This is a genomic window from Streptococcus wuxiensis (assembly GCF_040888245.1).
GTDB classification, from domain to species: Bacteria; Bacillota; Bacilli; order Lactobacillales; family Streptococcaceae; genus Streptococcus; species Streptococcus wuxiensis.
In genome coordinates, this window is the sequence record NZ_JBFNFE010000004.1 from 41,748 (window position 1) to 66,502 (window position 24,755).

Annotated in this window: 25 protein-coding genes and 1 tRNA gene; 6 read left to right on the top strand and 20 right to left on the bottom strand. The window is 38.2% G+C overall.

Translation table 11 applies throughout. The features are described from left to right. Positions 1-75 precede the first annotated feature (75 nt). The 8 genes from AB2B47_RS05730 to AB2B47_RS05765 all read right to left on the bottom strand — a co-directional run bounded on the left by AB2B47_RS05730 (position 76) and on the right by AB2B47_RS05765 (position 5,510). On the bottom strand, positions 76-861 hold the full coding sequence (locus tag AB2B47_RS05730) for an ABC transporter permease (RefSeq protein ID WP_223333237.1): 786 nt from the start codon (positions 859-861) through the stop codon (positions 76-78). Position 862: 1 nt separating this feature from the next. Beyond that, entirely contained in the window at positions 863-1,681 is an 819-nt protein-coding gene (locus AB2B47_RS05735; RefSeq protein ID WP_223333240.1) for an ABC transporter permease, read from the bottom strand. A 1-nt stretch (position 1,682) separates the two neighbouring features. Further along, positions 1,683-2,675, bottom strand: a complete 993-nt coding sequence (locus AB2B47_RS05740; RefSeq protein WP_320693841.1) for an ABC transporter ATP-binding protein — start codon at positions 2,673-2,675, stop codon at positions 1,683-1,685. 315 nt (positions 2,676-2,990) lie between these two features. Further along, on the bottom strand, positions 2,991-3,536 hold the full coding sequence (locus AB2B47_RS05745; protein ID WP_036753482.1) for a histidine phosphatase family protein: 546 nt from the start codon (positions 3,534-3,536) through the stop codon (positions 2,991-2,993). A gap of 57 nt (positions 3,537-3,593) precedes the next feature. After that, entirely contained in the window at positions 3,594-4,526 is a 933-nt protein-coding gene (locus AB2B47_RS05750; protein ID WP_320693842.1) for an alpha/beta fold hydrolase, read from the bottom strand. 155 nt (positions 4,527-4,681) lie between these two features. Next, positions 4,682-4,888 carry a hypothetical protein gene (locus AB2B47_RS05755; protein ID WP_004252454.1) on the bottom strand — a complete coding sequence of 69 codons (207 nt, stop codon included), beginning with the start codon at positions 4,886-4,888 and terminating at the stop codon, positions 4,682-4,684. 14 nt (positions 4,889-4,902) lie between these two features. Then, positions 4,903-5,247 (bottom strand): hypothetical protein, encoded by a 345-nt coding sequence (locus AB2B47_RS05760; RefSeq protein WP_004252453.1) that lies wholly within the window; start codon positions 5,245-5,247, stop codon positions 4,903-4,905. Between the two features lie 23 nt (positions 5,248-5,270). After that, positions 5,271-5,510, bottom strand: coding sequence for a hypothetical protein (locus tag AB2B47_RS05765; RefSeq protein WP_006148166.1), 240 nt, complete (start codon positions 5,508-5,510; stop codon positions 5,271-5,273). Between the two features lie 279 nt (positions 5,511-5,789). Here AB2B47_RS05765 and AB2B47_RS05770 point away from each other — a divergent pair, with 279 nt between their 5' ends. After that, on the top strand, positions 5,790-6,251 hold the full coding sequence (locus AB2B47_RS05770) for a helix-turn-helix transcriptional regulator (RefSeq protein ID WP_320693843.1): 462 nt from the start codon (positions 5,790-5,792) through the stop codon (positions 6,249-6,251). 133 nt (positions 6,252-6,384) lie between these two features. Here the strand turns inward: AB2B47_RS05770 and AB2B47_RS05775 are convergent, their stop codons facing one another. The 10 genes from AB2B47_RS05775 to AB2B47_RS05820 form a co-directional block, all read right to left on the bottom strand. Further along, complete coding sequence (locus AB2B47_RS05775) at positions 6,385-7,266, bottom strand: class II fructose-bisphosphate aldolase (RefSeq protein WP_004252450.1); 882 nt, start codon at positions 7,264-7,266, stop codon at positions 6,385-6,387. 147 nt (positions 7,267-7,413) lie between these two features. Continuing rightward, on the bottom strand, positions 7,414-8,733 hold the full coding sequence (vncS, locus tag AB2B47_RS05780) for a sensor histidine kinase VncS (protein WP_320693844.1): 1,320 nt from the start codon (positions 8,731-8,733) through the stop codon (positions 7,414-7,416). After that, a complete protein-coding gene (vncR, locus tag AB2B47_RS05785; RefSeq protein WP_314944142.1) occupies positions 8,730-9,386 on the bottom strand; it encodes a response regulator transcription factor VncR in 657 nt (218 codons plus the stop codon). Before vncR ends, vncS begins: the two co-directional genes overlap by 4 nt. A gap of 70 nt (positions 9,387-9,456) precedes the next feature. Beyond that, positions 9,457-10,836, bottom strand: a complete 1,380-nt coding sequence (gene vex3 / locus AB2B47_RS05790; protein ID WP_036753491.1) for an ABC transporter permease subunit Vex3 — start codon at positions 10,834-10,836, stop codon at positions 9,457-9,459. A gap of 47 nt (positions 10,837-10,883) precedes the next feature. Next, positions 10,884-11,531, bottom strand: coding sequence for an ABC transporter ATP-binding subunit Vex2 (vex2, locus tag AB2B47_RS05795; protein WP_006151874.1), 648 nt, complete (start codon positions 11,529-11,531; stop codon positions 10,884-10,886). A gap of 13 nt (positions 11,532-11,544) precedes the next feature. Beyond that, a complete protein-coding gene (locus AB2B47_RS05800; RefSeq protein ID WP_320693845.1) occupies positions 11,545-12,822 on the bottom strand; it encodes an ABC transporter permease in 1,278 nt (425 codons plus the stop codon). A 134-nt stretch (positions 12,823-12,956) separates the two neighbouring features. Further along, a tRNA-Leu gene (locus AB2B47_RS05805) sits at positions 12,957-13,042 on the bottom strand. A gap of 77 nt (positions 13,043-13,119) precedes the next feature. Beyond that, positions 13,120-13,695 (bottom strand): cysteine hydrolase family protein, encoded by a 576-nt coding sequence (locus tag AB2B47_RS05810; RefSeq protein WP_006152045.1) that lies wholly within the window; start codon positions 13,693-13,695, stop codon positions 13,120-13,122. Further along, positions 13,695-14,483: a GTP-sensing pleiotropic transcriptional regulator CodY gene (gene codY, locus AB2B47_RS05815; protein ID WP_016466100.1), complete on the bottom strand. Its 789-nt coding sequence runs from the start codon at positions 14,481-14,483 to the stop codon at positions 13,695-13,697. Before codY ends, AB2B47_RS05810 begins: the two co-directional genes overlap by 1 nt. Before the next feature lie 273 nt (positions 14,484-14,756). Then, on the bottom strand, positions 14,757-16,331 hold the full coding sequence (locus tag AB2B47_RS05820) for a DEAD/DEAH box helicase (protein WP_320693846.1): 1,575 nt from the start codon (positions 16,329-16,331) through the stop codon (positions 14,757-14,759). A 343-nt stretch (positions 16,332-16,674) separates the two neighbouring features. Here AB2B47_RS05820 and AB2B47_RS05825 point away from each other — a divergent pair, with 343 nt between their 5' ends. From AB2B47_RS05825 to AB2B47_RS05845, 5 genes are all read left to right on the top strand, one after another. After that, positions 16,675-17,991, top strand: a complete 1,317-nt coding sequence (locus AB2B47_RS05825; protein WP_320693847.1) for an FAD-containing oxidoreductase — start codon at positions 16,675-16,677, stop codon at positions 17,989-17,991. Between the two features lie 97 nt (positions 17,992-18,088). Next, positions 18,089-19,432: a lipid II isoglutaminyl synthase subunit MurT gene (gene murT / locus AB2B47_RS05830; RefSeq protein ID WP_320693848.1), complete on the top strand. Its 1,344-nt coding sequence runs from the start codon at positions 18,089-18,091 to the stop codon at positions 19,430-19,432. After that, positions 19,432-20,214 (top strand): lipid II isoglutaminyl synthase subunit GatD, encoded by a 783-nt coding sequence (gatD, locus tag AB2B47_RS05835; RefSeq protein ID WP_320693849.1) that lies wholly within the window; start codon positions 19,432-19,434, stop codon positions 20,212-20,214. Before murT ends, gatD begins: the two co-directional genes overlap by 1 nt. A 115-nt stretch (positions 20,215-20,329) precedes the next feature. After that, positions 20,330-21,412, top strand: coding sequence for a M24 family metallopeptidase (locus tag AB2B47_RS05840; RefSeq protein WP_303942374.1), 1,083 nt, complete (start codon positions 20,330-20,332; stop codon positions 21,410-21,412). 12 nt (positions 21,413-21,424) lie between these two features. Next, a complete protein-coding gene (locus tag AB2B47_RS05845) occupies positions 21,425-22,321 on the top strand; it encodes a hypothetical protein (protein ID WP_254724371.1) in 897 nt (298 codons plus the stop codon). A gap of 81 nt (positions 22,322-22,402) precedes the next feature. Here AB2B47_RS05845 and nadE read toward each other — a convergent pair whose 3' ends face one another. Further along, positions 22,403-23,227 (bottom strand): ammonia-dependent NAD(+) synthetase, encoded by an 825-nt coding sequence (gene nadE / locus AB2B47_RS05850; RefSeq protein WP_254724372.1) that lies wholly within the window; start codon positions 23,225-23,227, stop codon positions 22,403-22,405. Then, positions 23,224-24,684 (bottom strand): nicotinate phosphoribosyltransferase, encoded by a 1,461-nt coding sequence (locus AB2B47_RS05855; RefSeq protein ID WP_320693892.1) that lies wholly within the window; start codon positions 24,682-24,684, stop codon positions 23,224-23,226. The genes nadE and AB2B47_RS05855 overlap by 4 nt, the downstream gene beginning before the upstream one ends. Positions 24,685-24,755 lie beyond the last annotated feature (71 nt).

Below are 24,755 nucleotides of genomic sequence, written 5' to 3' on the forward strand. Positions count from 1 at the left end.
GCAAAAACAACCGCAATAATTTTCAACGGTTGTTTGTAACATACTTAATTTTTAAATCTCATCCTATATTATCTCTTACGATCCCGCACTTTCGTAGGCATCTAAGCCCTTGTCCCATAGTTTCAAAGAAATGACAAAGAAGACAAGGGAAATCAGAATCAAACCACCAATATTAAAGAGTCCATCCTTGTCCTGCAAGAAATAGCTGGCAGGATAGTAGGCTGTAAAGGCGAAAGGTACAATAAAGCTAATTAACCAACGAAGGAGCGAATTGTAAATAGAAATCGGGTACTTGGCAAAATCATTAAACATATAGAAAATGTAAATCATGGCACCTGACTGCTTGGTCCAAAAAGCGATGCTGGCTGTCGCGATTTTTAAGGAAGTATAGATCAAGGTCGCAAAAGGAATACAAACTAGAAAAATCAGGAATTTTGGAAGAGTCCAAGCAATGCTAGTCGCCGTTGTCGCTAGTAAAATTCCACCGACCAAAAGTTCACCCAAGGCATCAATCTGAAAGGTCTCAACGAGGATGTGAAAGAGAGGATTGATAGGACGAGTCAGATACTTGTCAAACTCCCCTTTTCGAACTAGTCGTTGACCTAAAGCCCAGAGATTGTCAAAAAAGAGATGGTCCAGTCCCTTGGGAATCAAGGAAAATCCATAGATAAAGGCGATTTCTTGAAAAGTCCAGCCTTCTAGCGAGGGGATGTGTTGAAAGAGCACATTGAGAAACAAGAGGTTCAGGCCTTGAGTCAGAAAAACTCCCAGCACACCAACCACAAAATCTACCTTGTATTCCATGATTTGTTTGATGTATTGTCTGATAAAAATGAGATGCATGCGTTGATATTTTTTCATCCTAACCTCCCTGAATGGTGATAAATGACTGGACTCGTTTCCAAATCAACTGAGACAAGCCCACCATCACTATAAGCCAGAAAAACTGAAGCAAAAGTGCTTGAAGAATCTGACTGGCATCGTATTTCCCAACAATAATCATGACCGGAGTGTAAATTAAGGATGAGAAAGGCAATAAGGACAGAATATCTGAAACGATTTTCGGAAAGAAAGCCAAGGGAATTAAACTTCCAGACATAAAGGCCACTATTGAAGTCTTGAGTAGGTTGGAACCCCATAGATTTTTAAACACAAAAGCTGAAAATCCAAAGCAGATATTAAAGAAAAAGTTAATCAGATAAGCCAGAGTTAAGCTAAAGAGATAAAGGACAGTTAATCCCAGCACTTCTACAATACCTTGCCCAGATAAGATTTTCATCAAAACAATGACACTTAAAAATGGCAGTCCAACAGAGATAAAAATCAACCACTTGGAGCCAAGTTCGGTAAAGAGGTAAGAGGCCGCAAAATGCACTGGTCGCAACAAACGCATGATAATGGAACCATCCTTGACCTCCTCCCCAATCATAAAGGAGCTATCCGACCTGGTCAACAGATTGGTCACAAAACTCATGATGATGTAGAAAGTGATATCTGCCATACTGAAGCCCTGAATCAAGGACTCTTGCGAAGAATCAAAGACAGCCTTCCAGAGATAAAAGGCCACAAAAACCCCCATGACATCACCAATCCGATAGAGAATAAAGTTGACTCGATAGGTAATCAATTCCTGAATTCCTGCATTGATAAAGGGTTTGTAACGTCTCCACAATTTGACCATCTTAGAGCTCCTTTCGATAGAAGCGACGGATAATATCCTCAATATCCGTATCCAGCATCTTCAAATCGCGAATTTCGAAATCAGACAGGGTTTGCTTAATAATATCAGCTGACTGGTAGCGGGAACTATTAAATTCAATAGTCAGGTTATTTCCTTTTCTATCAATGGTCATATCCGAAAAGCCTTCATAGTGAGATACGAGATGACTTTGACCTGGCACCAGATCAAAGGAGATAGTCTTCATCTTGCCAAAGGTTTCCTTGAGCTGGCTAACCGTTCCATCAAAAATCTCCTGCCCCTTGTCAATCATAAAAATCCGATCACAGAGTTGCTCAATGTCACTCAGGTCGTGAGTGGTCAAGAGAATTGTTGTCTCTTCCTCCTGATTGATCTGAGTGATAGCGCGTCGAATATTATCCTTGACCGACACATCCAAACCAATAGTCGGCTCATCTAAAAAGAGAACCTTGGGATTATGAAGTAAGGAAGCCGCTATATCTGCTCGCATCCGTTGACCAAGCGAAAGAGTCCGCACGGGATCCTTGATAAAGTCCTTCAAATCCAAGACTTCATTCAAAAAGTCCATGCGCTTATGAAAAAGCGAGTCTGGCACATCGTAAATCTCTTTTAAGACCGTGTAGGTCTCTTGCAGAGCCAAATCCCACCATAACTGAGTTCGTTGTCCGAAGACCACTCCAATATCCTTGACATAATCTTGGCGATTGTCCTGCGGAATCTTGCCGTTTATCCGACAAAAACCAGATGTCGGCTTTAAAATCCCTGTCAGCATTTTGATGGTTGTTGACTTCCCAGCTCCATTTGCCCCGATAAAACCTAAAATCTGCCCCTTTGGAACTTCAAAAGTCAAATCCTTGACCGCTTCAAAGGTCTGCTTTTCAGGATGAATAAAGGAGCGCAAAGCTCCCTTCAAGCCCGGTTCCTTAACAGTCTTCACAAAATTTTTCTGAAGATGTTGCACTTCTATCATTGCCATATCTATCTCCCTTTAGTAAGAAACAACATTGTATTTTTGACTACAAATATTCTAAATCCTTACTTTCTACACCTTCTCAATATTATTACAGAAGGATTTATACCAACCTATTATAATCCAATAAAAAAAGGAATGCAAGCGTTTGCTTATAGATTATGAAATTAGATATTTCTCTCTTAAAATAATGCTTTTGAATCAGAAATTCTGGTTTAATAGTTTCCTTAAAACATCAAAAAACCTGCCATTAGGGGCAGGCTACGAATTGTAAAAAGGCAAACTATTTTGATCAATAAGAATCACTATTTAATCAAAGAACTAATCTTTCATAATTCTTTTCACAATCCCATTTCTATCAATTAGAAAACAATCTGGAAAGGTCATCTGCTCCCATTTTTCATAATCAAAACTGGAATCAAAATGATGTAGTAGTATTCCTATCAAATTCCCGTGTGAACTAAGTAAAATCGTTTTTTCTGAGTATCTCTCTTCCAATTCCATTAAAAAATTTAGTACTCTAGCTAGTGCATCTTGATTTGATTCCCCTCCTGAAAGAGATTCACTGGGATTTTGCCATAAATATTTAATACTGTCTTCAAACTCAGAATCTTTTATAAAGGTTGAAGATAATTTTCGCTCTCGTAACCGATTATCAAGAACTATTTTATCAAATTGAATTGGCGAGCTATTAATCGTTTCAAATGCTCGTTTATAAGGACTAGAAAAATAATGATCAATATTAAAAGAATTCAAAAACTCTAACTGGTCAAGAGATGAAAATCCTTTTTCTGACAAAGTTCTATTAAAATCATCACTTGAAAATTTTGAATGAGCATGTCTAAGTAAAATATAAGAATTATTCATAAGTCATTACCTTTCAATTATTGTCAGCAGTCTAAAATTAAAACGATCTCTAAACCATCAATGACTCTTTAAAAAATCTTCAATCTGAGAAACTATTTCATGACTTTGATAATGATAAAGTTCGTGAGGCGCGTCCATATAGATGACTTGAACATTAGACTGGTCACTAGAAAATTTCTCTGCATAATGCTGCCATTCTGATTGGCTAAAGGTCGTGCCTTCACCGTTAGAAACCAGGAGTAAGGCTGGAATTTTCGGATTAATGCTAGATGGAACTTTCTTGGCATTTCCCTTTGCCAAACGGGATTCATGAAGCATGGCTTGTGACATCAACTGCTTATATGCTAGTAATTTATATTGTTGTCGTTCAGCTTCAGTCAGAGTTGGATTTTTTATATAAAAGGACTCAGGAAAATAGCGTAATAAGCCAATCTTACTGCTCCAATAAGCAACAGAAAGCAAGGCCTGATTATCCTTTAAATCCTCATAACTTGCTGGTAATGCCCAATCCAGACCAACCAAGGCTTTCACTTCATCAGGATACTTTTCCTGCCAAGCCAGACTTTCAAGACTAGCCATGGAATGAGACAGAATGATAAAAGGTCCTGATATATTTGCTTGTGATAGAGCTTGACGTGTCTCAGACAAAACTTCCATCACATCTCTGGACTGATTACTATCCTCGCTATAACCATAGCCAGCCCGCTCCACAATGACTACCTTATATTTTTTTGATAAGGAATCTGTTAGATTCTTAAAGTCTAATATAGGTGAAGCAATTCCAGCACCTGATAGAACTACTATTGTCTCTGGACCATCCCCCTCAACGTAGACATTAATTTTGTGCCCATTAACGAGAACAGTTTTACCCATAGGAGTTAGAGAGGCTTGTTCCTTTTTTAAGCTGATACGATGAAAGATAAATGTCCCTACTAAAAACAAGATAAGGAAACTAAGAAGGACAAGGGCTGATTTTTTCAGTATTTTCATAGCATTATTGTACAAAAATTAGACTCTTTTAGCAACTTAAGTTTAAGAATTTTCCAGTATAATCTGTCTATATCCAGAAACAAAAAACCCACCTTCACAGGTGGGTTAGTTTGTTAAATAAGATAAAAACATATCTATTGTAGTAAGTAAAAAATCTAAAAACCTAAACGTTCTTGATCCCAATTACCATAATCATCGTATCCAAATCCATCAGGATCCATCGCATCAATACCACATTGTTCTAGAAACCTTGAACAGTCATGACAGTAGTAATCTTCATATCTTTCATCACTAGCTTCCCAATCAATTTCCTTTTTTGTAAACTGTTGTAAGCACTCTCTACATTCGTATAGTTTTGCCATAATATTACCTCTTTTTAATTTTCATTAAAATTTTCAATGTAGTCAATTATTTTTAATTTCATAGATTTTGTAATAGGATATTTTTTAACCAATTCAATAGCTTCTTCCTTAGAAGATGTTTTAAGATGTTCTTTAAGAACAAGCTTTGTAACTTCTTCATAACCTAACTCCGCTATTTTATCGGCTAATAAACCAATAGTTGCTAAAAGAACTATTCCTCCTATCATTCCAAAAGGTCCAAGTGCAGCTAAGGCTGTTGTCAATGCTGCCCCACCTGCTAATCCTGTCGCACTCATTGCTATCATTAATACTACGCCAGGTAAACCAAAAGCTGCTATTTTTTTTACAAGTTCATCCATTATAACTACCCATTTATTTTATATTAACCTACTTTTATTGAATTAACCACAATATATGAATTAATCAAACCAATTTTATATTTTTTGTTCAATATTTTTGCACATTCTAAAACACTGAATTCACTAGACTCTAAGAAGTCCAGTTCTGGACATCTATTTTTTATCAAAAATTCCGTAAACTTTTTAGTAATTATGTTCTTTCTAACCAATAGAAAGAAACACAAAGAAATTAACAATAAGATAAACGCCAATTGAATATCCATAAAAAAACTCCTCTTTATTTTTTATAAATAGTTTTACTGTTAATCATAAAGAAGACAATATTATAAATTCCTCTTTATTTTATACTTTGTAATAACCAATCTTATAATTTAAATCCCTTCTACTTTTATTAGATACAGTATAATATAGAATATTATACTTGTCAAGTATTTTTAACAAATATTTTATTTTTTATCAAATAAAATATTTTTGAGTAGTCAACTATTTAAATTTTATTTTATTTTTGTTATAATAGAAGTAGAAAATTATAGGTAAAAGATATGTTAAAAGAAAAATATCCATCAACAGAAGATACAAGAGCAATTCTACAAAATAACTTAAAAGCTATTCGAGAAATTTTGAATTGGACAAGTTCAGATCTCAGCAATCTTATAGGAGTTACTAAACAAACCATCAGTAATCTTGAAACTCAAAAAAGTAGATTAACAAAACTCCACTATATTGCATTACGTACCGTAATAGATTTTGAAATTGAAAATTTAAAAACTACTGATCAAGACAGAGCTGATAGAGCAGAGTTGTTGCTAAATTTTTTTGATGAATCAGAAAAATATGCGGTGTCTGAGAATAAATCAGTAGATTTTGAACAAATTAGTGAAGCATCTTCATTAATTGCAACCACTTCTACTGTTAAAAATGCTTCTAGAATAATTGGTTCTCTTGCACCAATTATTGGGGCAACAGTTGTTGCAGCCTTAATGAACTCAAAAGACAAGAAATAATATTTAGTTCTTAAAACAAAAAGCAAAAAACTTCTAGTTATTTTTGCTTTTTTATGTGCGATAAAAGAAGTTTTCTGTAAACACAAAAAACCCACCTTCACAGGCGGGTTTCGTTTTGTATTGTTCAGCTAGATTAAGCTTTACCTTCTGAACCGAATACGTCGATACGTTCTTCAACTGATGCTTGGATAGCTTTTACACCGTCAGCCAAGAATTTACGTGGGTCGAAGAGTTTCTTCTTGTCGTATTCTGCTTCGTTTGCTTCGTAGTCACGAGCAAATTTACGAGTTGCGTTAGCGAATGCGATTTGGCATTCAGTGTTAACGTTAACTTTAGCAACACCAAGTTTGATAGCTGCTTGGATTTGGTCATCAGGAATACCTGATCCACCGTGCAATACGATTGGGAAGCCTGGAAGAGCTTCTGTCAATTTTTGCAAGTGGTCAAGGTCAAGACCTTCCCAGTTTGAAGGGTAAGGACCGTGGATGTTACCGATACCAGCTGCTAAGAAGTCAATACCAGTTGCAACCATTGCTTTAGCGTCTTCGATTGGAGCCAATTCACCTTTACCGATGATTCCGTCTTCTTCACCACCGATAGTACCAACTTCAGCTTCTACTGAGATACCTTTAGCGTGTGCTTTTTCAACTACGTCTTTAGCCAATTTAAGGTTTTCTTCAACTGGAAGGTGTGAACCGTCAAACATGATTGAAGTGTAACCAACTTCGATACACTCAAGTGCATCTTCGTAGTGACCGTGGTCAAGGTGGATAGCTACTGGTACAGTGATACCCATTGATTCTACAAGGTTAGCGATCAAGTTGCGAGCAACTTTGTAACCACCCATGTATTTAGCAGCACCCATTGAAGTTTGGATCAAAACTGGAGCTTTTTTAGCTTCTGCTGCGCGCAAGATAGCTTGAGTCCACTCAAGGTTGTTTGTGTTAAATCCACCAACTGCATAACCGTTGTCACGAGCTGCTTGGACAAATTTTTCTGCTGAAACGATTGCCATTTTATCAGGCCTCCTGTATATTTTTATGGGATATCCCATTTACATTGTTCATTTTATCACTTTTTGACAAAAAAATCTAGTTTTTCCTGTAGTTTAGATTGAATTTCTTCTATCTAAAAATATGGAACTCTCCTCAAAGTCCTAATCTTACAGGTCTTTGGGTAGGTTCATATAAAAGGCTAAGTGGTCTTCATAGCGTTCAAATCGATAGTCAATTTCTTCGTTTTCCAATAAACTTTTAACTACAAATAGTCCCAAACCAGCTCCCTTACTTTGTCGACTAGATACTGTAAAGGATTGTTCAAACTTATCTTGCTCCTCAGGTGTACAGGCGTTCTCAATGAAAACCCAGCCATCTTCTGTCCCAATTTTTAAATAACCACCTTGAACAGAGTGTTTCACAGCATTACTGATAAGATTGGAAAGAATCAGCTTTAGTACCGAAGGATTTAGATAAGTTTGTTGGTCAGTCAGTTGATTCACAACTGAAATTTCCCTCTCTTTGGCTAATAAATCATAATCCTTTAAGAGAAAATCTGTCATTTCAAGAAGGTTGATTTCTTCCTTCTTATCTCGCAATTCTTGCACTGAAGAAAGGGATAAGATTTGCTGAACGTGGTGAGTCAAATCATCCACGATACCCAAAGAAACTCCCAGATAATGGTCACGATCTTTATAGCGTCCAATATTGGCTTTCATATTCTCCAGAAGAATCTTTAGACTAGCTAGAGGTGTTTTCAGTTCGTGGGAAGCACCTCGTAAAAACTCAACCTTCATCTTTTCCAGCTGGAGAATGGCCTCGTTCTTTTCATGCAAATCTGCAATCACAGTCAAGAGATGCTGATAAAGGCTGTTGATTTGTTCTTTAAGATCACCAATTTCATCCTTAGAATCCACGCGCAACCTCACTTCTGCATCCAAATCCATCATCCGTCGAGTCACTCGTTTGATTTCCAAAATAGGAGCAACAATGGTTCTAGCATAGATAAAGGCGATGAGGAGCGAAATGATGAAAGACGCTAATAGCGTATAAGGCAAAAATTGCAGACTGATGTCTTCTGCTTCTTTCTGCAAATCCATAGAAGCTAAAAACTGCAAGGTCATGGTCTGACCATCCTTAGTTTGAACTTCTCTTTCCTCAATAACCAAGGAGGCTGTTTGTCGTTGTTTATCAACGGGAAGATTATCATTGACTTCCAACTTATCCTGAGTCATCTCTCCCTTAACAGCTCCCTTAATATCACTGCTTTTAGAATAAAGTTCAAGGACTTCCTGAATAGCTTGACTATCTTTGCCTTGGAGAGACTGGGCAATTTCTGTAGCCTTTTGCCCTATGCTCTCCTGACGGTGACTGAGATAGGTCGGAGGAAAGAGGAAATAGATGGCCAAATGCAAACAAATGACCAAGGTAGAAAATACCGAGAAGGTATAGATAAAAATTTTTTTAAATAAACCTGAACGTCTCATTTTCTCTCCAATTTATAACCAACATTGCGCACGGTAAGAATACAGTCTAAATCCAATTTTTTCCGTAGTTCCTTTATATAGACATCAATCACTCTGTCAAAAGGAACCTCATCTGTCATCTTCCATACAGCATCGATAATCTGCGACCGTGTTAAGGCTCGACCTTCATTTTTAACCAGATAGTCTAAAATTTCCAGTTCTTTTGCATTCACTGCAACTTCTTGACCAGCTACTTTAGCGCTATAACTGTCAAAGTCTACCTGAGTATCCCCATAGGTAAATATACGACTTACATCATAATAACGTTTGAAAATAGCATCCACTCGTACTTTTAACAAAGATAGAGAAAAAGGCTTTTCCAAATAACCATCTGCTAATGCAGCAAAGGCACTCATCTTATATTCTTCGTCCTGAAAGGCTGTCAACATCAAGACCGGAACTTGGCTACTTTTTCGGATTTCTGACAAAACCTCTAAACCATTGAGTTTCGGCATTTGAATATCTAAGAGAACCAAGGCAACTTGGTGATTCGAAAATTGTTCTAAGGCCTCAAGGCCATCTGCTGCCTGAATGGTTTCATAGCCACAATCCGTCAAATAATCACTAATTCCCTCGCGGATCATGTCTTCATCTTCTACAATTAGAATTTTCATATAAATCCTTTTCTATCAAAAATGCTACCTATATTATATCTCATTTGAGTGAGAATAGGTAGCATGTTTTTTATTCACTATCCAACAAGAGTTCTTTTGGTTGTTTAAAGAGGAGATTGCTTGAAGCAAGTGCCATAACTAGTACCACTAGAACCAAGCCAAGTACAAAGATAATAGCAAAGTCAGAAGGTTGAATGGAAATATCCAAACTTGAAAGAGTCTTGCTAAAGCCATCAACTTCTGCACCACCACCAAGATTAGAGGCTTGGGCTGCCTTACTAGCTTGCTTAGCCACATCTGATGTGACATTTGCGAGAACTGTATTTCCAATAGTACGAGCAGTATAGTTGGCTAGGAAGTAAGCTGAAATTAGTGCTGGAATTGCAATCATAACTGCTTCTGTGATAAATTGTCCTAGAATACTTGCTTGTTTTAGACCAATTGAAAGGAGGATTCCAACCTCTTTACGACGGGCGTTAATCCATAGTGTCAGTAAGAGAGCAAGTAGAAGAACAGAGAAGCTCAAGCTACCCCAGAAGAGAAGATTAGCCATCTTGTACATGCCTGAGATAGATTGTTCAAGGGCAGGATAGTTAGATGAACTCTTAATCAAGCTATACATCTTCCAGTTGATGCCGTTGATAGATCCTAGTTCTTGCATGACAGTATCTAGATTCTTATCTCCAGCCACAAAGAAGGTAGCATCTCCATAAATAGCTGTATCTTCTGTATAACCATAGAGTTGTGCTGCTGTGTGAATATCTGTGATAGCTGTATTCTCATAGAGTTCTTGTGAGTAGGTTACAGCAGATTTGTTGTGTCCATCAAAAAGTCCTTTGATCGTTACTTCTACTGTTTCCTTGGCTCCTTTTTCATTATCTGCATCGTAGATATTGGAGTTCAGTTTGACCTTATCTCCAACCTTCCAGCCATGTTTAGCAGCCAAGTCTTTGTGCATGAGAATCTGGTATTTGTCATCGTTTGTTAAATGTTCTCCTTCGACCAGTTTGTAAGAGCCTGACACAAACTTGTCTTCTTTAGAAGAGTCATTAACCCCTGTTATCATCAAGCTACTTCCAAAACGTTGAGCTCGATCCGCAGTTAGATTTTTCTTGGTTTCAGGCGTTTCAATCAGTTCATAGCCTGTCAAATCACCGATAGCATTAATCCGTTTGATGTAGGATTCAATGGCCTTATTTTCGGTAATTTTTTTGATATCTTCACCCTTGATATTCCCAGCACCACGTGGAGTACCTTGATTGACCCTACGGTTGATTTGCATGGAGAAACTATTGGTGATATTTTTAAAGGTTTCTTGAGAAGCCTTGGCTGTCGCACCCTTGATTGATAAGCCGACCAAACTCAAACTAGCCATCAAGAGAATGATAAGAAAGATCACAATAGACTTAAAAAATTTTCTTGTGACGTAGGCAAATGCGTTGTGTAACATAAGATTCCTTTCTAGATTTACTTCCGTTTTTAATATGTTTAAAAGTTTTAGTTACTATTTTTCCTTGTTTCAGTCAATTTCTTATTCTTCAATTCCAGTGTAATATCTGATGCTTGTGCTACTTCCTTGCTGTGGGTCACAACGATCACACACTTACCTGTTTTCTCAGCAAGAGATTTGAGTAAATCGATGATATCTCCAGCAGTCTTAGGATCCAAGTTTCCAGTTGGTTCATCTGCTAAAATCACTGGTGCTTCCGATACAAGACTACGAGCAATGGCAACCCGTTGTTGCTGTCCACCTGATAATTGGAGAACATTCCGCTTGATTTGACTTTCATCTAAACCAAGTTCAAGAAGGGTATCCTTGCTAGCTTTTTTATTAACCAAGCGGATATTTTCCAATGGGGAAAGATAATCAATCAAGTTATAGTTTTGGAAAACTAGTGAGATATGGTGCATTCGGTGATAAGAATACCCTTGTTCACGAATATCCTTGCCTTCGAATAGGATAGCACCTTCGACTGGGTTATCGAGCCCTGCTAATAGAGATAAGAGTGTTGACTTTCCAGCTCCTGATTCTCCGATAATACTATAAAACTTGCCTGGTTCAAAATCGTAATTGATTTTATATAATACTGCTTCTGCAGTGTTTTTGTAACGATAAGTAAGATCTTGTAATTGTAGTAAAGTCATGATTTCTCCTTTATTAACTGATGGATGATAAAATTTCTTTCGGTGATTTTCTAAATAAAAATAGGAAACAAAGTGCAACTGACAAGCAGCTGATTATAAGTAGGAAGATATAAGATTCTCCAAATGATAAAAGACTTGTTGAAAAATTCGTTGCTTTTGCTAGCGTATCTTGTAGGGCAGCTTGGTCGCCACTTGCTAGAATAGTCTTCAAGAGATAGGAAGTAATAGCATTCCCAGCCACAAATGCTGGCAGAATAGATGCCAATGAAACTAGGATGACTTCCAGGCAGAATTGGCTAAAGATTGCTATTTTCCCTTTACCTAATGCCAATAAAATCCCAACCTCGTAGACTCGCTCTCGTAACCAAAGTGACAAGACCAAGATCAGCGCTCCTACACCAGCAATCATAATGCCATAGAGGAAAATCTGTAGGAAGGTTTGGAAGGTCGAAACTGAATCCTTGATTTGTTCAAAAGCCTTATTTTCCTTCTCGACTTGATAACCTTTAGTTTCCAGAGATAACTTTTCAACCTCTTGAATGATACTATCCATATCTTTTGGATTTTCTAGATAGAAACGAGCGGCAGTAACTTGAGCTTCCTTATTTCCAAGAAGACTTTGGCTACTTTCGTAGTCTGTATAGACCGTGTTTTCACTAAAGTCTGATGATAGACCGGTAAATTTCTCTTGCTTCTTACCTGAGAAAATACCGACGATTTCATAGTCTAGCCTTTGTCCACTATTTCCTTCTACTTGAGCAGGATTTAAGCTTATCTGATCTCCTACTTTTAGATTGTTTTTCTTGGCTAAATCTTCGTGGATTAAGATTTTTTTACGATCCCCTTTTTCGAGATGTCTTCCTTCTTTAAGACTAAAGGCGGAACTTGTAAAAGAAACATCCTTGGAAGAATCTTCTAAAGCTATCAAACTGATGAGATTTTTTTCAGCCTCTGTCAAATCATCCCTTTGGATGCTTTGTTCTCCAGTAACAACTTCTTTGTCAGTTAACTTGGCTATTGTTTCTAGCTCAGGTGAAATCTTCTCAAGACCTTTTATTTTTTTAAGGTCATCTAGTTGAGACAGTTGAAAGGTCTGATCTACTTCTATTCTTTTAATCGAAAAAGACGTATTCAATGAGCGATAGAGATTATTTTCTACTGCTTTGTTGGACTTCATAAGCGTCAAACAAGCCGATATTCCAGCCAATAAGACAAATAGAATCAAGAATAATATGAGACTTCTCAGTCGTTTTCTACTGACGTAAGCCCAAGCTCTTTGAGTGGGATTCATATAGCACCTCCATATTTGTAAAACCATTATAATATTCAAATATGAAATGTTTATGAAATACCAAAAAAAGAGCAAAAATATTTTTGCTCTTTTTGATGAAAAATAAAAAGCTAGCCAAAGCTAGCTCACTATTATGCGGAGAGAGGGACTTGAACCCTCACGACCTAAAGCGGTCACAGGATCCTTAGTCCTGCGCGTCTGCCAATTCCGCCATCCCCGCGTCGATTACTTTACTAGTATATCAACTTTGAAAAAAATTGTCAACACTTTTTTCAGATTTTTTCATCTTGAAATGTATTATTCTGTAATTTCAAGCAAATTTTCATCAACCAATTTCGCACCAAGTGTATTCTTGAAATGTCCAAGTGCAAAGGCATGATTTTCAGGCCAAATGGATGCAACTGCTGGTTTCACAACTTCTATCTGATAACCAAGATTATAAGCATCAATGGCTGTATGCAAGACACAGATATCTGTAAGAACTCCTGTCAAAATGACTGTATCTACTCTACGCTCTCTGAGATGAATATCCAAATCTGTTCCAGAAAAGGCCGAATAGTGACGTTTGTCCATCCAGAAAATACGACTATCATCAGCATGCTCATGATAAAAGTCTGCTAACTTGCCATACAAGTTTCGTCCACTAGTCCCAATAATATTATGAGGCGGGAACAGCTTACTTTCAGGATGAAAAACATCATTTTCTTCATGAGCATCGATGGTAAAAAAGATATAATCTCCACGTTCAAAAGCCTTTTGGGTCACCCCATATATATCATCAGATATTGCTTGAGCTGGAGCTCCCGCAGTCAGTTTCCCATGGTCCGCTACAAAATCTTCTGTATAGTCAATAGAAATTAAAGCCTTAGCCATTAATAGTCCCTCTTTTTCACTTCTTCAAAAATATCTGGAATGAGAACTTTGAGATAAGTTCCTTTCATACCAAGAGAACGACTCTCAATAATCCCTGCCGATTCGAGTTTACGAAGAGCATTAACAATTACAGAACGAGTGATACCGATACGGTCAGCAATGACTGAAGCTGTTAATTGACCTTCATTACCATTTAATTCAGCTAGAATAGCCGATACTGCTCTAAGTTCAGAGTAAGAAAGTGTATTGACCGCCATAGTTACAGCCGTACGACGACGAATATTTTTCTCATCTTCTTCACGTTGGAAGTTCAAGAGTTGAATTCCTACTACTGTACTGGCAATCTCAACCAGAATCAAATCATCTTCTTCAAACTTTTTATCATTGCGCCAAATAATCAATGAACCCAAGCGAATACCAGAGACATGGATTGGAGCAATTGTTGTCAAACCATCTGGGAAATCAGAACGACTCTCAGTTGGGAAAATTGTCAAATCATGCTCTACTGGAAGATTGGCCTCTGTATCATAGATCATGTTCGCACCTTGCACATAATCTTCTGGAAAAGTCTTTGATTGGAAGAATTGCTCTACTCGGTCATTATTAGTCTTGTAGCGCATAAAGTAGCCCAACAAACGACCCTTGCTATTCACAATACAAGCGTTACAGTCAATAATATCTGCTAATTGACGTGTAATGGCATTATAAGGAAGCTCATCTTGTAATTGCTCCTCCGAACGCTTTAAAATTGATGTGATTTTTCTTGTTTTTTCTAATAAATGTGCCATTTTTTACCTCGCATATAATCGCTTTCATTATATCATAAAATTCTGACTTTTTCAACAATTATCTGAAAATTGTTTATTGAATTGCAATTCAAGTGTATTCGAAAATTTTTCCTATTTTTTTATTATTTTCTTATTGACAGTATTTTATTTTTTTGATAAGATAATATTACAAGATAACAAATTTATAAATACAAACTTCTCGTATTACTTTTCATATGACTCTCGGTCTCCTTATATAGAAAAGCGATTCACCTTAGTGAATCGCTTTTTTTGTTATTTATCTCCTTTGTTACGAATAACAAAGCCTGTTTGCTTTTCGCTTGAAGTATTGCGTGGTTTTTTATTGTCCTTACGGTAACGCTTCTCTTTATCAAAGCGATCCTTTGAACGTCCACCTTTACGATAGTCATCACGACGGCCATTGCCACGGCGTTCACGGTCTCTACGGTCGTCTCCACGACGGCCTCCTCGACCACCCTTGCCTTTGCCACCGAAGCCACCACCAGATGGTTTAAATGGTAAAGGTTTTTCACGCGCAATTTCAACTTCTGGAAGACTATCTGGGTCTTGAACCGTAAGACTCAAAATATACATAGCCAATTCTTCTGGACTGAATTCTGAGGCCAATTGACGAGCATCCTTGCCAAACTTCTCAAAGTTACTACGAATCTCCTCATTAGCAAAATCACGTTCGATTTTCTTAAGAGCTACTTGCTTCTTAGCTTGGAAGGCTTCTTCTGCACTTGCAGGTTTAAGACCTTTCATGCGTTTCTTAGTCAAGTTCTCAATGATTTGGAGATAACCCATTTCATTTGGTGAAACGAAGGTAATAGACTGACCTGACTTACCAGCACGACCTGTACGGCCGATACGGTGAACGTAACTTTCAGGGTCTTGTGGGATATCGTAGTTGTAGACATGAGTCACACCTGAAATATCCAAACCACGAGCAGCCACGTCTGTTGCAACTAAGACATCAAGGTTGCCATTTTTAAAATCACGAAGGACACGAAGACGTTTGTTTTGGTCCAAATCTCCATGAATCCCTTCTGCACGGAAACCACGGATTTTAAGTCCACGAGTCAACTCATCTACACGACGTTTGGTACGACCGAAGACAATAGACAACTCAGGTTGATCAACATCCATGAGACGAGTCATGGTGTCGAATTTTTCTTGTTCTTTTACACGGATATAGTACTGGTCTACCAGTTCTGTTGTTAATTCTTTGGCAGCAATCTTCACATGCTCTGGTTCTTTCATGAACTGAACCCCGATGCGTTTGATAGCTTCTGGCATGGTTGCTGAAAAGAGTAAGGTTTGACGATTTTCTGGTACACGAGAGATGATTGCTTCGATGTCTTCAAGGAATCCCATGTTCAGCATTTCATCTGCTTCGTCAAGGATAAGAGTTTCAATGTCCTGTAGTTTCAAGGCCTTGCGTTTGATCAAGTCTAGGAGACGACCAGGCGTTCCAACTACGATATGAGCTCCTGATTTAAGTGCCTTGATTTGTTTTTCGATACTTGAACCACCATAAACAGAACGGACTTTTACACCCTTGCTTCGACCAAAGCGGAAAAGTTCTTCCTGACTTTGTACAGCTAGTTCACGGGTTGGTGCAATGACCAAAGCTTGAATGGTTCCTTCTTCTGTACGAATTTTTTCAAGGGTTGGCAAGCCAAAGGCTGCAGTTTTCCCTGTACCGGTTTGAGCTTGTCCGATAACATCTTTCCCTTCAAGAGCCAAAGGAATGGTTTGCTCTTGGATAGGACTTGCTTCTACAAATCCTGCTTTTTCGATTTCTGCTAACAAATCCGCAGAAAGATTAAATTCATTAAATTTCACGTTATTCTTCTTTCTAAAGATGGTGCGAAGCCATCCTATAGCGCTTAGTTTATACTTTTCTTGTCATGACGTACTTTCATATCTTTTATGAAAGACCGTGTTGCTTCTTTTCCACTAAAGAAAAAGTACTGCTTTTTTGCAACTTATCTAGTATAACACAAGAGAAGTTCAAAAGATAGTCTAACCTCCTGATTAAGTCATGTAAACGATTTTTCTATCTTTTGAAGTCGATTTTATCAAAGCATTCTCGAGACTATTTTGTTTGAATTTTTTTTCCCGTAGCAGATTTGTGCAAAAGTTTTTTTCTTGTGCTAGAATGAAAATCAAACAGGAGGATTTAAAAATGTTAACATACGATTTAATTGTTATTGGATTTGGTAAGGCAGGTAAAACTCTTGCTGCCAAACTGGCTTCTGCTGGTAAAAAAGTTGCCCTTATCGAACGCAACAAGGCTATGTACGGTGGAACTTGTATCAACATCGGTTGTATTCCAACTAAAACCTTGTTAGTTGCCGCAGAGAAGGACTTGTCATTTGACGAGGTCATGGCTACTAAAAACACTGTTACTACACGCCTCAATGGTAAAAACTATGCTACGATTGCTGGTACTGGAGTTGATATCATTGATGCTGAAGCCCACTTTGTGTCTAATAAAGTCATCGAAATTCAAGTTGGTGATGAAAAACAAGAACTAACTGCTGAAACAATCGTCATCAACACTGGTGCTGTTTCAAACGTTTTGCCTATTCCAGGACTATCTACTAGCAAGAATGTCTTTGATTCAACTGGTATCCAAAACTTGGAACAATTACCAGAAAAACTCGGAATCCTTGGTGGTGGAAATATCGGTCTTGAGTTTGCTGGTCTCTACAATAAACTTGGAAGCAAGGTAACAGTCCTAGATGCTCTAGATACTTTCCTACCTCGCGCAGAACCTTCTATTGCTGCTCTTGCTAAACAATACATGGAAGAAGACGGCATTGAACTGCTTCAAAATATCCATACTACTGAAATCAAAAACGATGGTGATCAAGTTCTTGTCGTGACAGAGAATGAAACCTACCGTTTCGATGCCCTTCTCTACGCAACAGGACGTAAACCAAATGTAGAACCACTTCAACTTCAAAATACAGACATTGAACTAACTGAACGTGGTGCGATTAAGGTGGACAAACATTGTCAAACAAATGTTCCTGGTGTCTTTGCAGTTGGAGATGTCAACGGTGGACTTCAATTTACCTACATTTCACTAGATGACTTCCGTGTTGTTTACAGCTACCTTGCTGGTGATGGCAGCTACACACTTGAAGACCGTCTCAATGTTCCAAACACTATGTTTATCACACCAGCACTTTCACAAGTTGGTTTGACTGAAAGTCAAGCAGCTGATTTGAAACTTCCATACGCTGTTAAGGAAATCCCTGTTGCAGCTATGCCTCGTGGTCATGTGAATGGAGATCTTCGTGGAGCCTTCAAAGCTGTTGTCAACACTGAAACTAAAGAAATTCTAGGTGCAACTATCTTTTCAGAAGGATCACAAGAAATCATCAACATTATTACTGTTGCTATGGACAACAAAATCCCATACACTTACTTCACAAAACAAATCTTCACTCACCCAACATTGGCTGAAAACTTGAATGACTTGTTTGCGATTTAAGCTAAGATACACTTATGAAAAAACAACCTCCTTAGGGTTGTTTTTTTATCCAAAATCTCAAATCTATCTTTTCTGGCTTTTATGATATAATAGAAACATGAAATTAAAAACTACTTTGGGCCTTCTTGCTGGGCGTTCTTCTCACTTTATTTTGAGCCGTCTTGGCCGTGGAAGTACGCTACCTGGAAAACTCGCCCTTCAATTTGATAAAGATATTCTACAACATTTAGCGAAGAACTACGAGATTGTTGTGATAACTGGTACCAATGGAAAAACCTTGACAACCGCTCTCACTGTCGGTATCCTAAAGGAAATTTATGGTCAAGTGTTAACCAATCCAAGTGGTGCCAACATGATCACAGGGATTACGACTACTTTCTTGACTGCAAAATCTTCAAAAACTGGAAAAAATATAGCAGTACTTGAAATCGACGAAGCTAGTCTCTCACATATCTGTGACTATATCCAGCCTAGTCTTTTCGTTATCACTAATATCTTCCGCGATCAGATGGACCGATACGGTGAGATCTATACGACCTACAACATGATTTTGGACGCTATTCGAAAAGTTCCTACTGCTACTGTTCTGCTAAACGGTGATAGTCCGCTTTTCTACAAGCCTGCAATTTCAAATCCTGTTCAGTATTTTGGTTTTGATCTAGAAAAAGGTCCAGCGCAACTTGCTCACTACAATACTGAAGGTATCCTCTGCCCTGAATGTCAAAGTATTCTGAAATACGAGCTCAACACTTATGCTAACTTGGGAGCTTATATCTGTGAAAATTGTGGATGCAAGCGTCCTGACTTGGACTACCGTCTGACAGAATTGGTTGAGTTGACTAACAATCGTTCTCGTTTTGTTATTGATGGTCAGGAATATGGTATTCAAATCGGTGGTCTCTACAACATCTACAATGCTCTTGCTGCAGTTGCTATCGCTCGTTACCTAGGCGCTGATTCTCAACTGATTAAACAAGGATTTGACAAGAGTCGTGCTGTCTTTGGACGACAAGAAACCTTCCATATCGGTGACAAGGAATGCACACTGGTTCTTATTAAAAACCCTGTTGGTGCTACCCAGGCCATCGAAATGATCAAGCTAGCTCCTTATCCATTTAGTCTATCTGTTCTCCTCAATGCCAACTATGCAGACGGGATTGATACCAGCTGGATTTGGGATGCTGACTTTGAGCAAATTACGGATATGGACATTCCTGAAATCAATGCGGGTGGAGTTCGTCATTCTGAAATTGCTCGTCGTCTACGTGTTACTGGCTATCCAGCTGACAAGATCACTGAAACAAGTAGCCTGGAACAAGTTCTCAAAACAATCGAAGCTCAAGACTGCAAGCATGCCTATATCCTTGCGACTTATACGGCTATGCTAGAATTCCGAGAATTACTTGCCAATCGTCAGCTTGTTAGAAAGGAGATGAACTAATGGTTTATACTTCACTTTCCTCAAAAGACGGCAATTATCCTTACCAACTAAATATCGCCCACCTCTATGGGAATCTCATGAACACCTACGGAGATAATGGAAACATCCTCATGCTCAAGTACGTCGCTGAAAAGCTGGGTGCACATGTAACAATTGATATCGTTTCGCTTCATGATGATTTCGATGAACATCACTACGATATTGCCTTTTTCGGTGGTGGCCAAGACTTTGAACAAAGTATCATTGCTGGTGATTTGCCTGCTAAAAAAGAAAGTATCGATAACTTTATCCAAAATGACGGTGTCGTCCTTGCTATCTGTGGTGGTTTCCAACTATTGGGTCAATACTATATCGAAGCTTCTGGAAGACGTATCGAAGGTCTAGGTGTCATGGGACACTACACCCTCAACCAAACTAACAACCGCTTTATTGGGGACATTAAAATTCATAACGAAGAATTTGATGAAACCTATTATGGTTTTGAAAACCACCAAGGCCGTACCTTCCTCTCAGATGACCAAAAACCACTCGGGCAGGTCGTATACGGAAATGGAAATAATGAAGAAAAGATCGGTGAAGGTGTTCACTATAAAAATGTTTTCGGCTCTTATTTCCACGGACCTATCTTATCTCGTAATGCAAACTTAGCCTATCGCTTGGTCACTACTGCACTCAAGAAAAAATATGGTCACGACATTGTTCTGCCAGCTTATGAAGATATTCTTAGCCAAGAAGTTGCTGAAGAATACAGCGATGTGAAAAGTAAGGCAGAATTCAACTGATCTTTCTATTCCAACATGCTATTAGCTGTTGGAATTTTTTTAGGCTCTTTTCCCCTTCTCTCTTGCATTTTCTACTAATTTTTGCAAAAATAGAGGGGTAGAAAGAAGGTAACATATGTCTAAATTACAACAAATTGTAACATATCTCGAATCTGAAAAGTTAGACGTCGCAGTCGTATCTGACCCCGTCACTATCAATTACCTCACTGGTTTTTACAGTGATCCACACGAACGTCAAATGTTCCTCTTTGTCCTTGGAGACCAGGAACCACTTCTCTTTGTCCCAGCCCTTGAAGTTGAGCGAGCAACTAGCACTGTTTCATTCCCGGTTGTTGGTTATGTAGACTCTGAAAACCCTTGGAAAAAAATCCAAAACGCCTTGCCACAACTTGATTTCAAACGTGTCGCAGTTGAGTTTGACAACCTTATTTTGACTAAATACCATGGTTTAAAATCTGTCTTTGAAACTGCTGAATTTGAAAACTTGACTCCACTAATCCAGCGTATGCGCTTGATCAAGTCAGCTGACGAAGTTCAAAAGATGATGGTAGCAGGTGTCTATGCAGACAAGTCTGTCAAAGTTGGTTTTGACAATATCTCTCTTGATAATACGGAAACTGATATTATCGCACAGATTGATTTTGCCATGAAACGCGAAGGCTATGAAATGAGTTTTGATACTATGGTTTTGACAGGTGATAACGCTGCAAACCCTCATGGTATTCCTGGAGCCAATAAGGTTGAAAACAATGCCCTTCTCCTCTTTGACCTCGGTGTAATGGTGAATGGTTATGCATCAGATATGACTCGTACAGTCGCTGTCGGTAAACCTGATCAATTCAAGAAAGACATTTACAACTTGACTCTGGAAGCTCAACAAGCTGCCCTTGACTTTATCAAACCTGGTGTGACTGCGCATGAAGTAGACCGCGCAGCTCGTGAAGTGATTGAAAAAGCTGGCTACGGTGAATACTTCAACCACCGTCTCGGCCACGGTATTGGTATGGACGTCCACGAATTCCCATCCATCATGGAAGGAAACGACATGGTAATCGAAGAAGGCATGTGCTTCTCAGTTGAGCCTGGTATCTACATCCCTGGTAAAGTCGGTGTTCGTATCGAGGACTGCGGTGTTGTTACCAAAGATGGTTTCGATCTGTTTACAAGTACTAGCAAAGATTTGCTTTATTTTGATTAACGGTATTGTTTTATGTTAAATGATTTCTTTAAATTTGTAGATAACGTTACTAATGAAACTTCTAAAGTTGTAAATGGTATCGCCAATGAAACTTCTAAAGTTGTAAACGGTATCGCTAATGAATCCTCAAAGGTTGTAAATGATATTGCTACTGAGACTTCAAAAGCCGTAAAAGTAGTTGTTGATGAAACTTCAAAAATAACTAGTAATACTGTCGATGGAGTTGTTAGTGTAGCCAATAATACTATAACAGGAATTTCTAATGTTATTAGTATCCCAGGTAAAGTTGTAAATTTTGTTGCTGAAATACACTCATGGCATAGTCAAGAGCGTCTTGAAGAGAAACAAGACGAGGAGCTTAGACAGTCTTTATCCATTCAATTTCCAGAATTCTTAAATCAAGAAGAGTTCAATAGAATAATTCACGAAGAAATCGATAAAATTAATCGATTTAAAAAAGTAGAAATTAACCAAGCTTTAATTAATTTTGAGGTGTATTCAAATAGTCGAATTTCAACTTGGTGTTTTACTTTAGATTATAATGATTATGGAATTTTAACAGGGAAAGTTATAATCTCCAGTGAGAATAGTGATTCAAGTATTCCTGAAAATGTTAGTTTACGAATTTCGGAGCGACTTACTGATATTTTAAAAAATCAGTATATCCTTCCACCTGATGATTATGACATTTTACTTGCAAAAGAAGCTTCTGAAGTAAAAGAGCTTTTTGAAAATATTGGATTTCATAATGTAACATTACTTGAAAAAAAATATGAAAAATTACCTTATTTTATTAAGAATTACAAAATACATAGTATTACAATAGGAAATTGCAAATATTTTGATAAAGATTCTTATTTTGATAGTAATTCATTAGTTACAATATCATATTTTATGCAAGATGAGTAACCTTTCCACACTTCATATCTCAAACATTTTAATTAATACTTATAAAAAGAAAGAAGGAAAAGCAGCACTTTTCCTTCTTTTTTACTCCCAAAACGTATCAAAGACTGTGATTGGTAGGTGGCGTTTGTGTTGGCCTTTGTACCACCATTTTTCAATGGTTGCTTGGGCTTCTGGGCTTACTTGCTTACCTTCCAGGTAGTCATCAATCTCTGCGTAGGTTACACCGAGTGCAACTTCATCTGCCAATCCTGGTTTCTCTTCTTCTAGATCAGCAATCGGTACTTTTTCATAGAGAGCAGGATCAGCTCCTAGCTCCTTCAATAGTTGTTTTCCTTGGCGTTTGTTAAGACGATAAAGAGGGAGAATATCTGCTCCGCCGTCACCAAACTTAGTAAAGAAACCTGTGATATTTTCGGCAGCATGGTCAGTACCAATAACAGCTCCACTATGAGCTCCTGCGAGTGCATATTGGGCAATCATCCGGCTTCTAGCCTTGATATTCCCTTTATTAAAGTCTGACATTAGACTACCAGTAGCCTCTACTGCCGCTGCCATTGCATCTACAGAATCCTTGATATTGACCACCAAACTCACATCTGGCTGGATAAAAGCTAGGGCTTTTTGGGCATCATCCTCATCAGCTTGAATGCCATAAGGCAGGCGAACTGCTATAAATTTATAAGAATCATCACCGGTTTCAGCTCGCATTTCTTCCATAGCTAGTTGGGCAAGGCGACCAGCTAAAGTCGAGTCTTGACCACCAGAAATTCCTAATACAAAACTTTTAAGGAAAGGATGTTTTTTAAGGTATTTTTTCAAAAAGTCAATGGAACGACGAATTTCTTCTTGAGCATCAATGACTGGTTTAACACCTAGTTGTTGGATAATGGTCTCTTGCAAACTCATTCTTCTTCTCCTTCGCCCAGAGCTTCTTTACGCATCTTATCAATCAAGTCCATCTTGTCTTGCCATACATCACGAGCCAAGTCCACAGGATAATGTTGTGGGTTAAGAACACGTTTGTATTCGTCCCAAAGCTTGTCAAATTCCTTGCGAGCATAGGCTTGGATTTCAGGCAGACTTGGTAAATCATAGACTAGCTTACCTTCCTTGAAGATATTCACCAAGAGGGGAACGGCATCAAAATTTCGGACAGTTTTCTTGATGTAAGTATAGGTCGGATGGAACATCTTAATCTCTGTCATACTAGTAACATCTACACCATCGTAAGTAATGTAGTCACCTTCAGACTTGCCTTTTTCACGGCTGGTGATGCGCCAAACTTGTTTCTTACCTGGTGTTGAAACCTTCTCTGCATTGTTTGAAAGTTTGATAGTATTGCGCATCTGACCATTTTCATCTTCAATGGCAACCACCTTGTAAACTGCTCCAAGTGCTGGTTGGTCATAGGCTGTAATGAGCTTAGTCCCGACACCCCAGACATCAATCTTAGCTTTTTGCATCTTGAGGTTAAGGATGGTATTTTCATCTAGGTCATTGGATGCATAAATCTTAGCATCAGTAAACCCTGCCTCGTCCAGTTGTTGACGAACTTTTTTAGAAATATAGGCGATATCTCCAGAGTCAATACGAACACCCTTAAAGTTAATCTTGTCACCTAATTCTCTTGCAACCTGAATGGCTGCTGGAACACCGATACGAAGAGTATCATAAGTATCTACAAGAAAGACACAATCACGGTGAGTTGAGGCATAAGCCTTGAAAGCTTGGTAGTCATTCCCATAGACTTGAACCAAGGCATGGGCGTGAGTCCCTAAAACCGGAATTCCAAAGAGCTTACCAGCACGCACATTACTAGTTCCATTGGCACCACCAATAACAGCGGCACGAGTTCCCCAGATCGCTGCATCCATCTCTTGCGCACGACGTGTACCGAACTCCATCAATGGTTCATCATCAATGACTGAACGAATACGAGCTGCCTTGGTCGCAATCAAGGTTTGAAAGTTGACAATATTTAAAAGAGCTGTTTCAACCAATTGACACTGCGCCAAAGGTCCTTCCACTTGAACGATCGGTTCATTAGCAAATACTAAGTCCCCTTCTTGAGCAGAACGCACCGTCAACTCTAACTTGAGATTACGGAGATATTCCAAGAAGGCGCCATGATAACCAAGTGACTCTAAATAAGCTATATCGCTATCAGAAAAGCGCAGGTTTTCTAGGTAGTTCACAATTCGTTCCAAACCTGCAAAAACAGCATAACCATTTTTAAACGGTTGTTGGCGGAAATAAACTTCAAAAACTGCTTTCTTATTATGAATTCCTTGGTCGAAGTAAACCTGCATCATATTAATCTGATACAAATCTGTGTGCAATGTTAAACTGTCATCTGGGTACATATACTGTCCTTCTTCCTTATTTGTAAAAAAAGAAAAAATTTCTTCTTTTCTCATAAATTAGTACTATTATA

Coding starts and splice junctions, on each gene's coding strand:
- AB2B47_RS05730 (WP_223333237.1), bottom strand. CDS start 861: ATGAAAAAATATCAACGCATGCATCTCATTTTTATCAGACAATACATC.
- AB2B47_RS05735 (WP_223333240.1), bottom strand. CDS start 1,681: ATGGTCAAATTGTGGAGACGTTACAAACCCTTTATCAATGCAGGAATT.
- AB2B47_RS05740 (WP_320693841.1), bottom strand. CDS start 2,675: ATGGCAATGATAGAAGTGCAACATCTTCAGAAAAATTTTGTGAAGACT.
- AB2B47_RS05745 (WP_036753482.1), bottom strand. CDS start 3,536: ATGAATAATTCTTATATTTTACTTAGACATGCTCATTCAAAATTTTCA.
- AB2B47_RS05750 (WP_320693842.1), bottom strand. CDS start 4,526: ATGAAAATACTGAAAAAATCAGCCCTTGTCCTTCTTAGTTTCCTTATC.
- AB2B47_RS05755 (WP_004252454.1), bottom strand. CDS start 4,888: ATGGCAAAACTATACGAATGTAGAGAGTGCTTACAACAGTTTACAAAA.
- AB2B47_RS05760 (WP_004252453.1), bottom strand. CDS start 5,247: ATGGATGAACTTGTAAAAAAAATAGCAGCTTTTGGTTTACCTGGCGTA.
- AB2B47_RS05765 (WP_006148166.1), bottom strand. CDS start 5,510: ATGGATATTCAATTGGCGTTTATCTTATTGTTAATTTCTTTGTGTTTC.
- AB2B47_RS05770 (WP_320693843.1), top strand. CDS start 5,790: ATGTTAAAAGAAAAATATCCATCAACAGAAGATACAAGAGCAATTCTA.
- AB2B47_RS05775 (WP_004252450.1), bottom strand. CDS start 7,266: ATGGCAATCGTTTCAGCAGAAAAATTTGTCCAAGCAGCTCGTGACAAC.
- vncS (WP_320693844.1), bottom strand. CDS start 8,733: ATGAGACGTTCAGGTTTATTTAAAAAAATTTTTATCTATACCTTCTCG.
- vncR (WP_314944142.1), bottom strand. CDS start 9,386: ATGAAAATTCTAATTGTAGAAGATGAAGACATGATCCGCGAGGGAATT.
- vex3 (WP_036753491.1), bottom strand. CDS start 10,836: ATGTTACACAACGCATTTGCCTACGTCACAAGAAAATTTTTTAAGTCT.
- vex2 (WP_006151874.1), bottom strand. CDS start 11,531: ATGACTTTACTACAATTACAAGATCTTACTTATCGTTACAAAAACACT.
- AB2B47_RS05800 (WP_320693845.1), bottom strand. CDS start 12,822: ATGAATCCCACTCAAAGAGCTTGGGCTTACGTCAGTAGAAAACGACTG.
- AB2B47_RS05810 (WP_006152045.1), bottom strand. CDS start 13,695: ATGGCTAAGGCTTTAATTTCTATTGACTATACAGAAGATTTTGTAGCG.
- codY (WP_016466100.1), bottom strand. CDS start 14,483: ATGGCACATTTATTAGAAAAAACAAGAAAAATCACATCAATTTTAAAG.
- AB2B47_RS05825 (WP_320693847.1), top strand. CDS start 16,675: ATGTTAACATACGATTTAATTGTTATTGGATTTGGTAAGGCAGGTAAA.
- murT (WP_320693848.1), top strand. CDS start 18,089: ATGAAATTAAAAACTACTTTGGGCCTTCTTGCTGGGCGTTCTTCTCAC.
- gatD (WP_320693849.1), top strand. CDS start 19,432: ATGGTTTATACTTCACTTTCCTCAAAAGACGGCAATTATCCTTACCAA.
- AB2B47_RS05840 (WP_303942374.1), top strand. CDS start 20,330: ATGTCTAAATTACAACAAATTGTAACATATCTCGAATCTGAAAAGTTA.
- AB2B47_RS05845 (WP_254724371.1), top strand. CDS start 21,425: ATGTTAAATGATTTCTTTAAATTTGTAGATAACGTTACTAATGAAACT.
- nadE (WP_254724372.1), bottom strand. CDS start 23,227: ATGAGTTTGCAAGAGACCATTATCCAACAACTAGGTGTTAAACCAGTC.
- AB2B47_RS05855 (WP_320693892.1), bottom strand. CDS start 24,684: ATGTACCCAGATGACAGTTTAACATTGCACACAGATTTGTATCAGATT.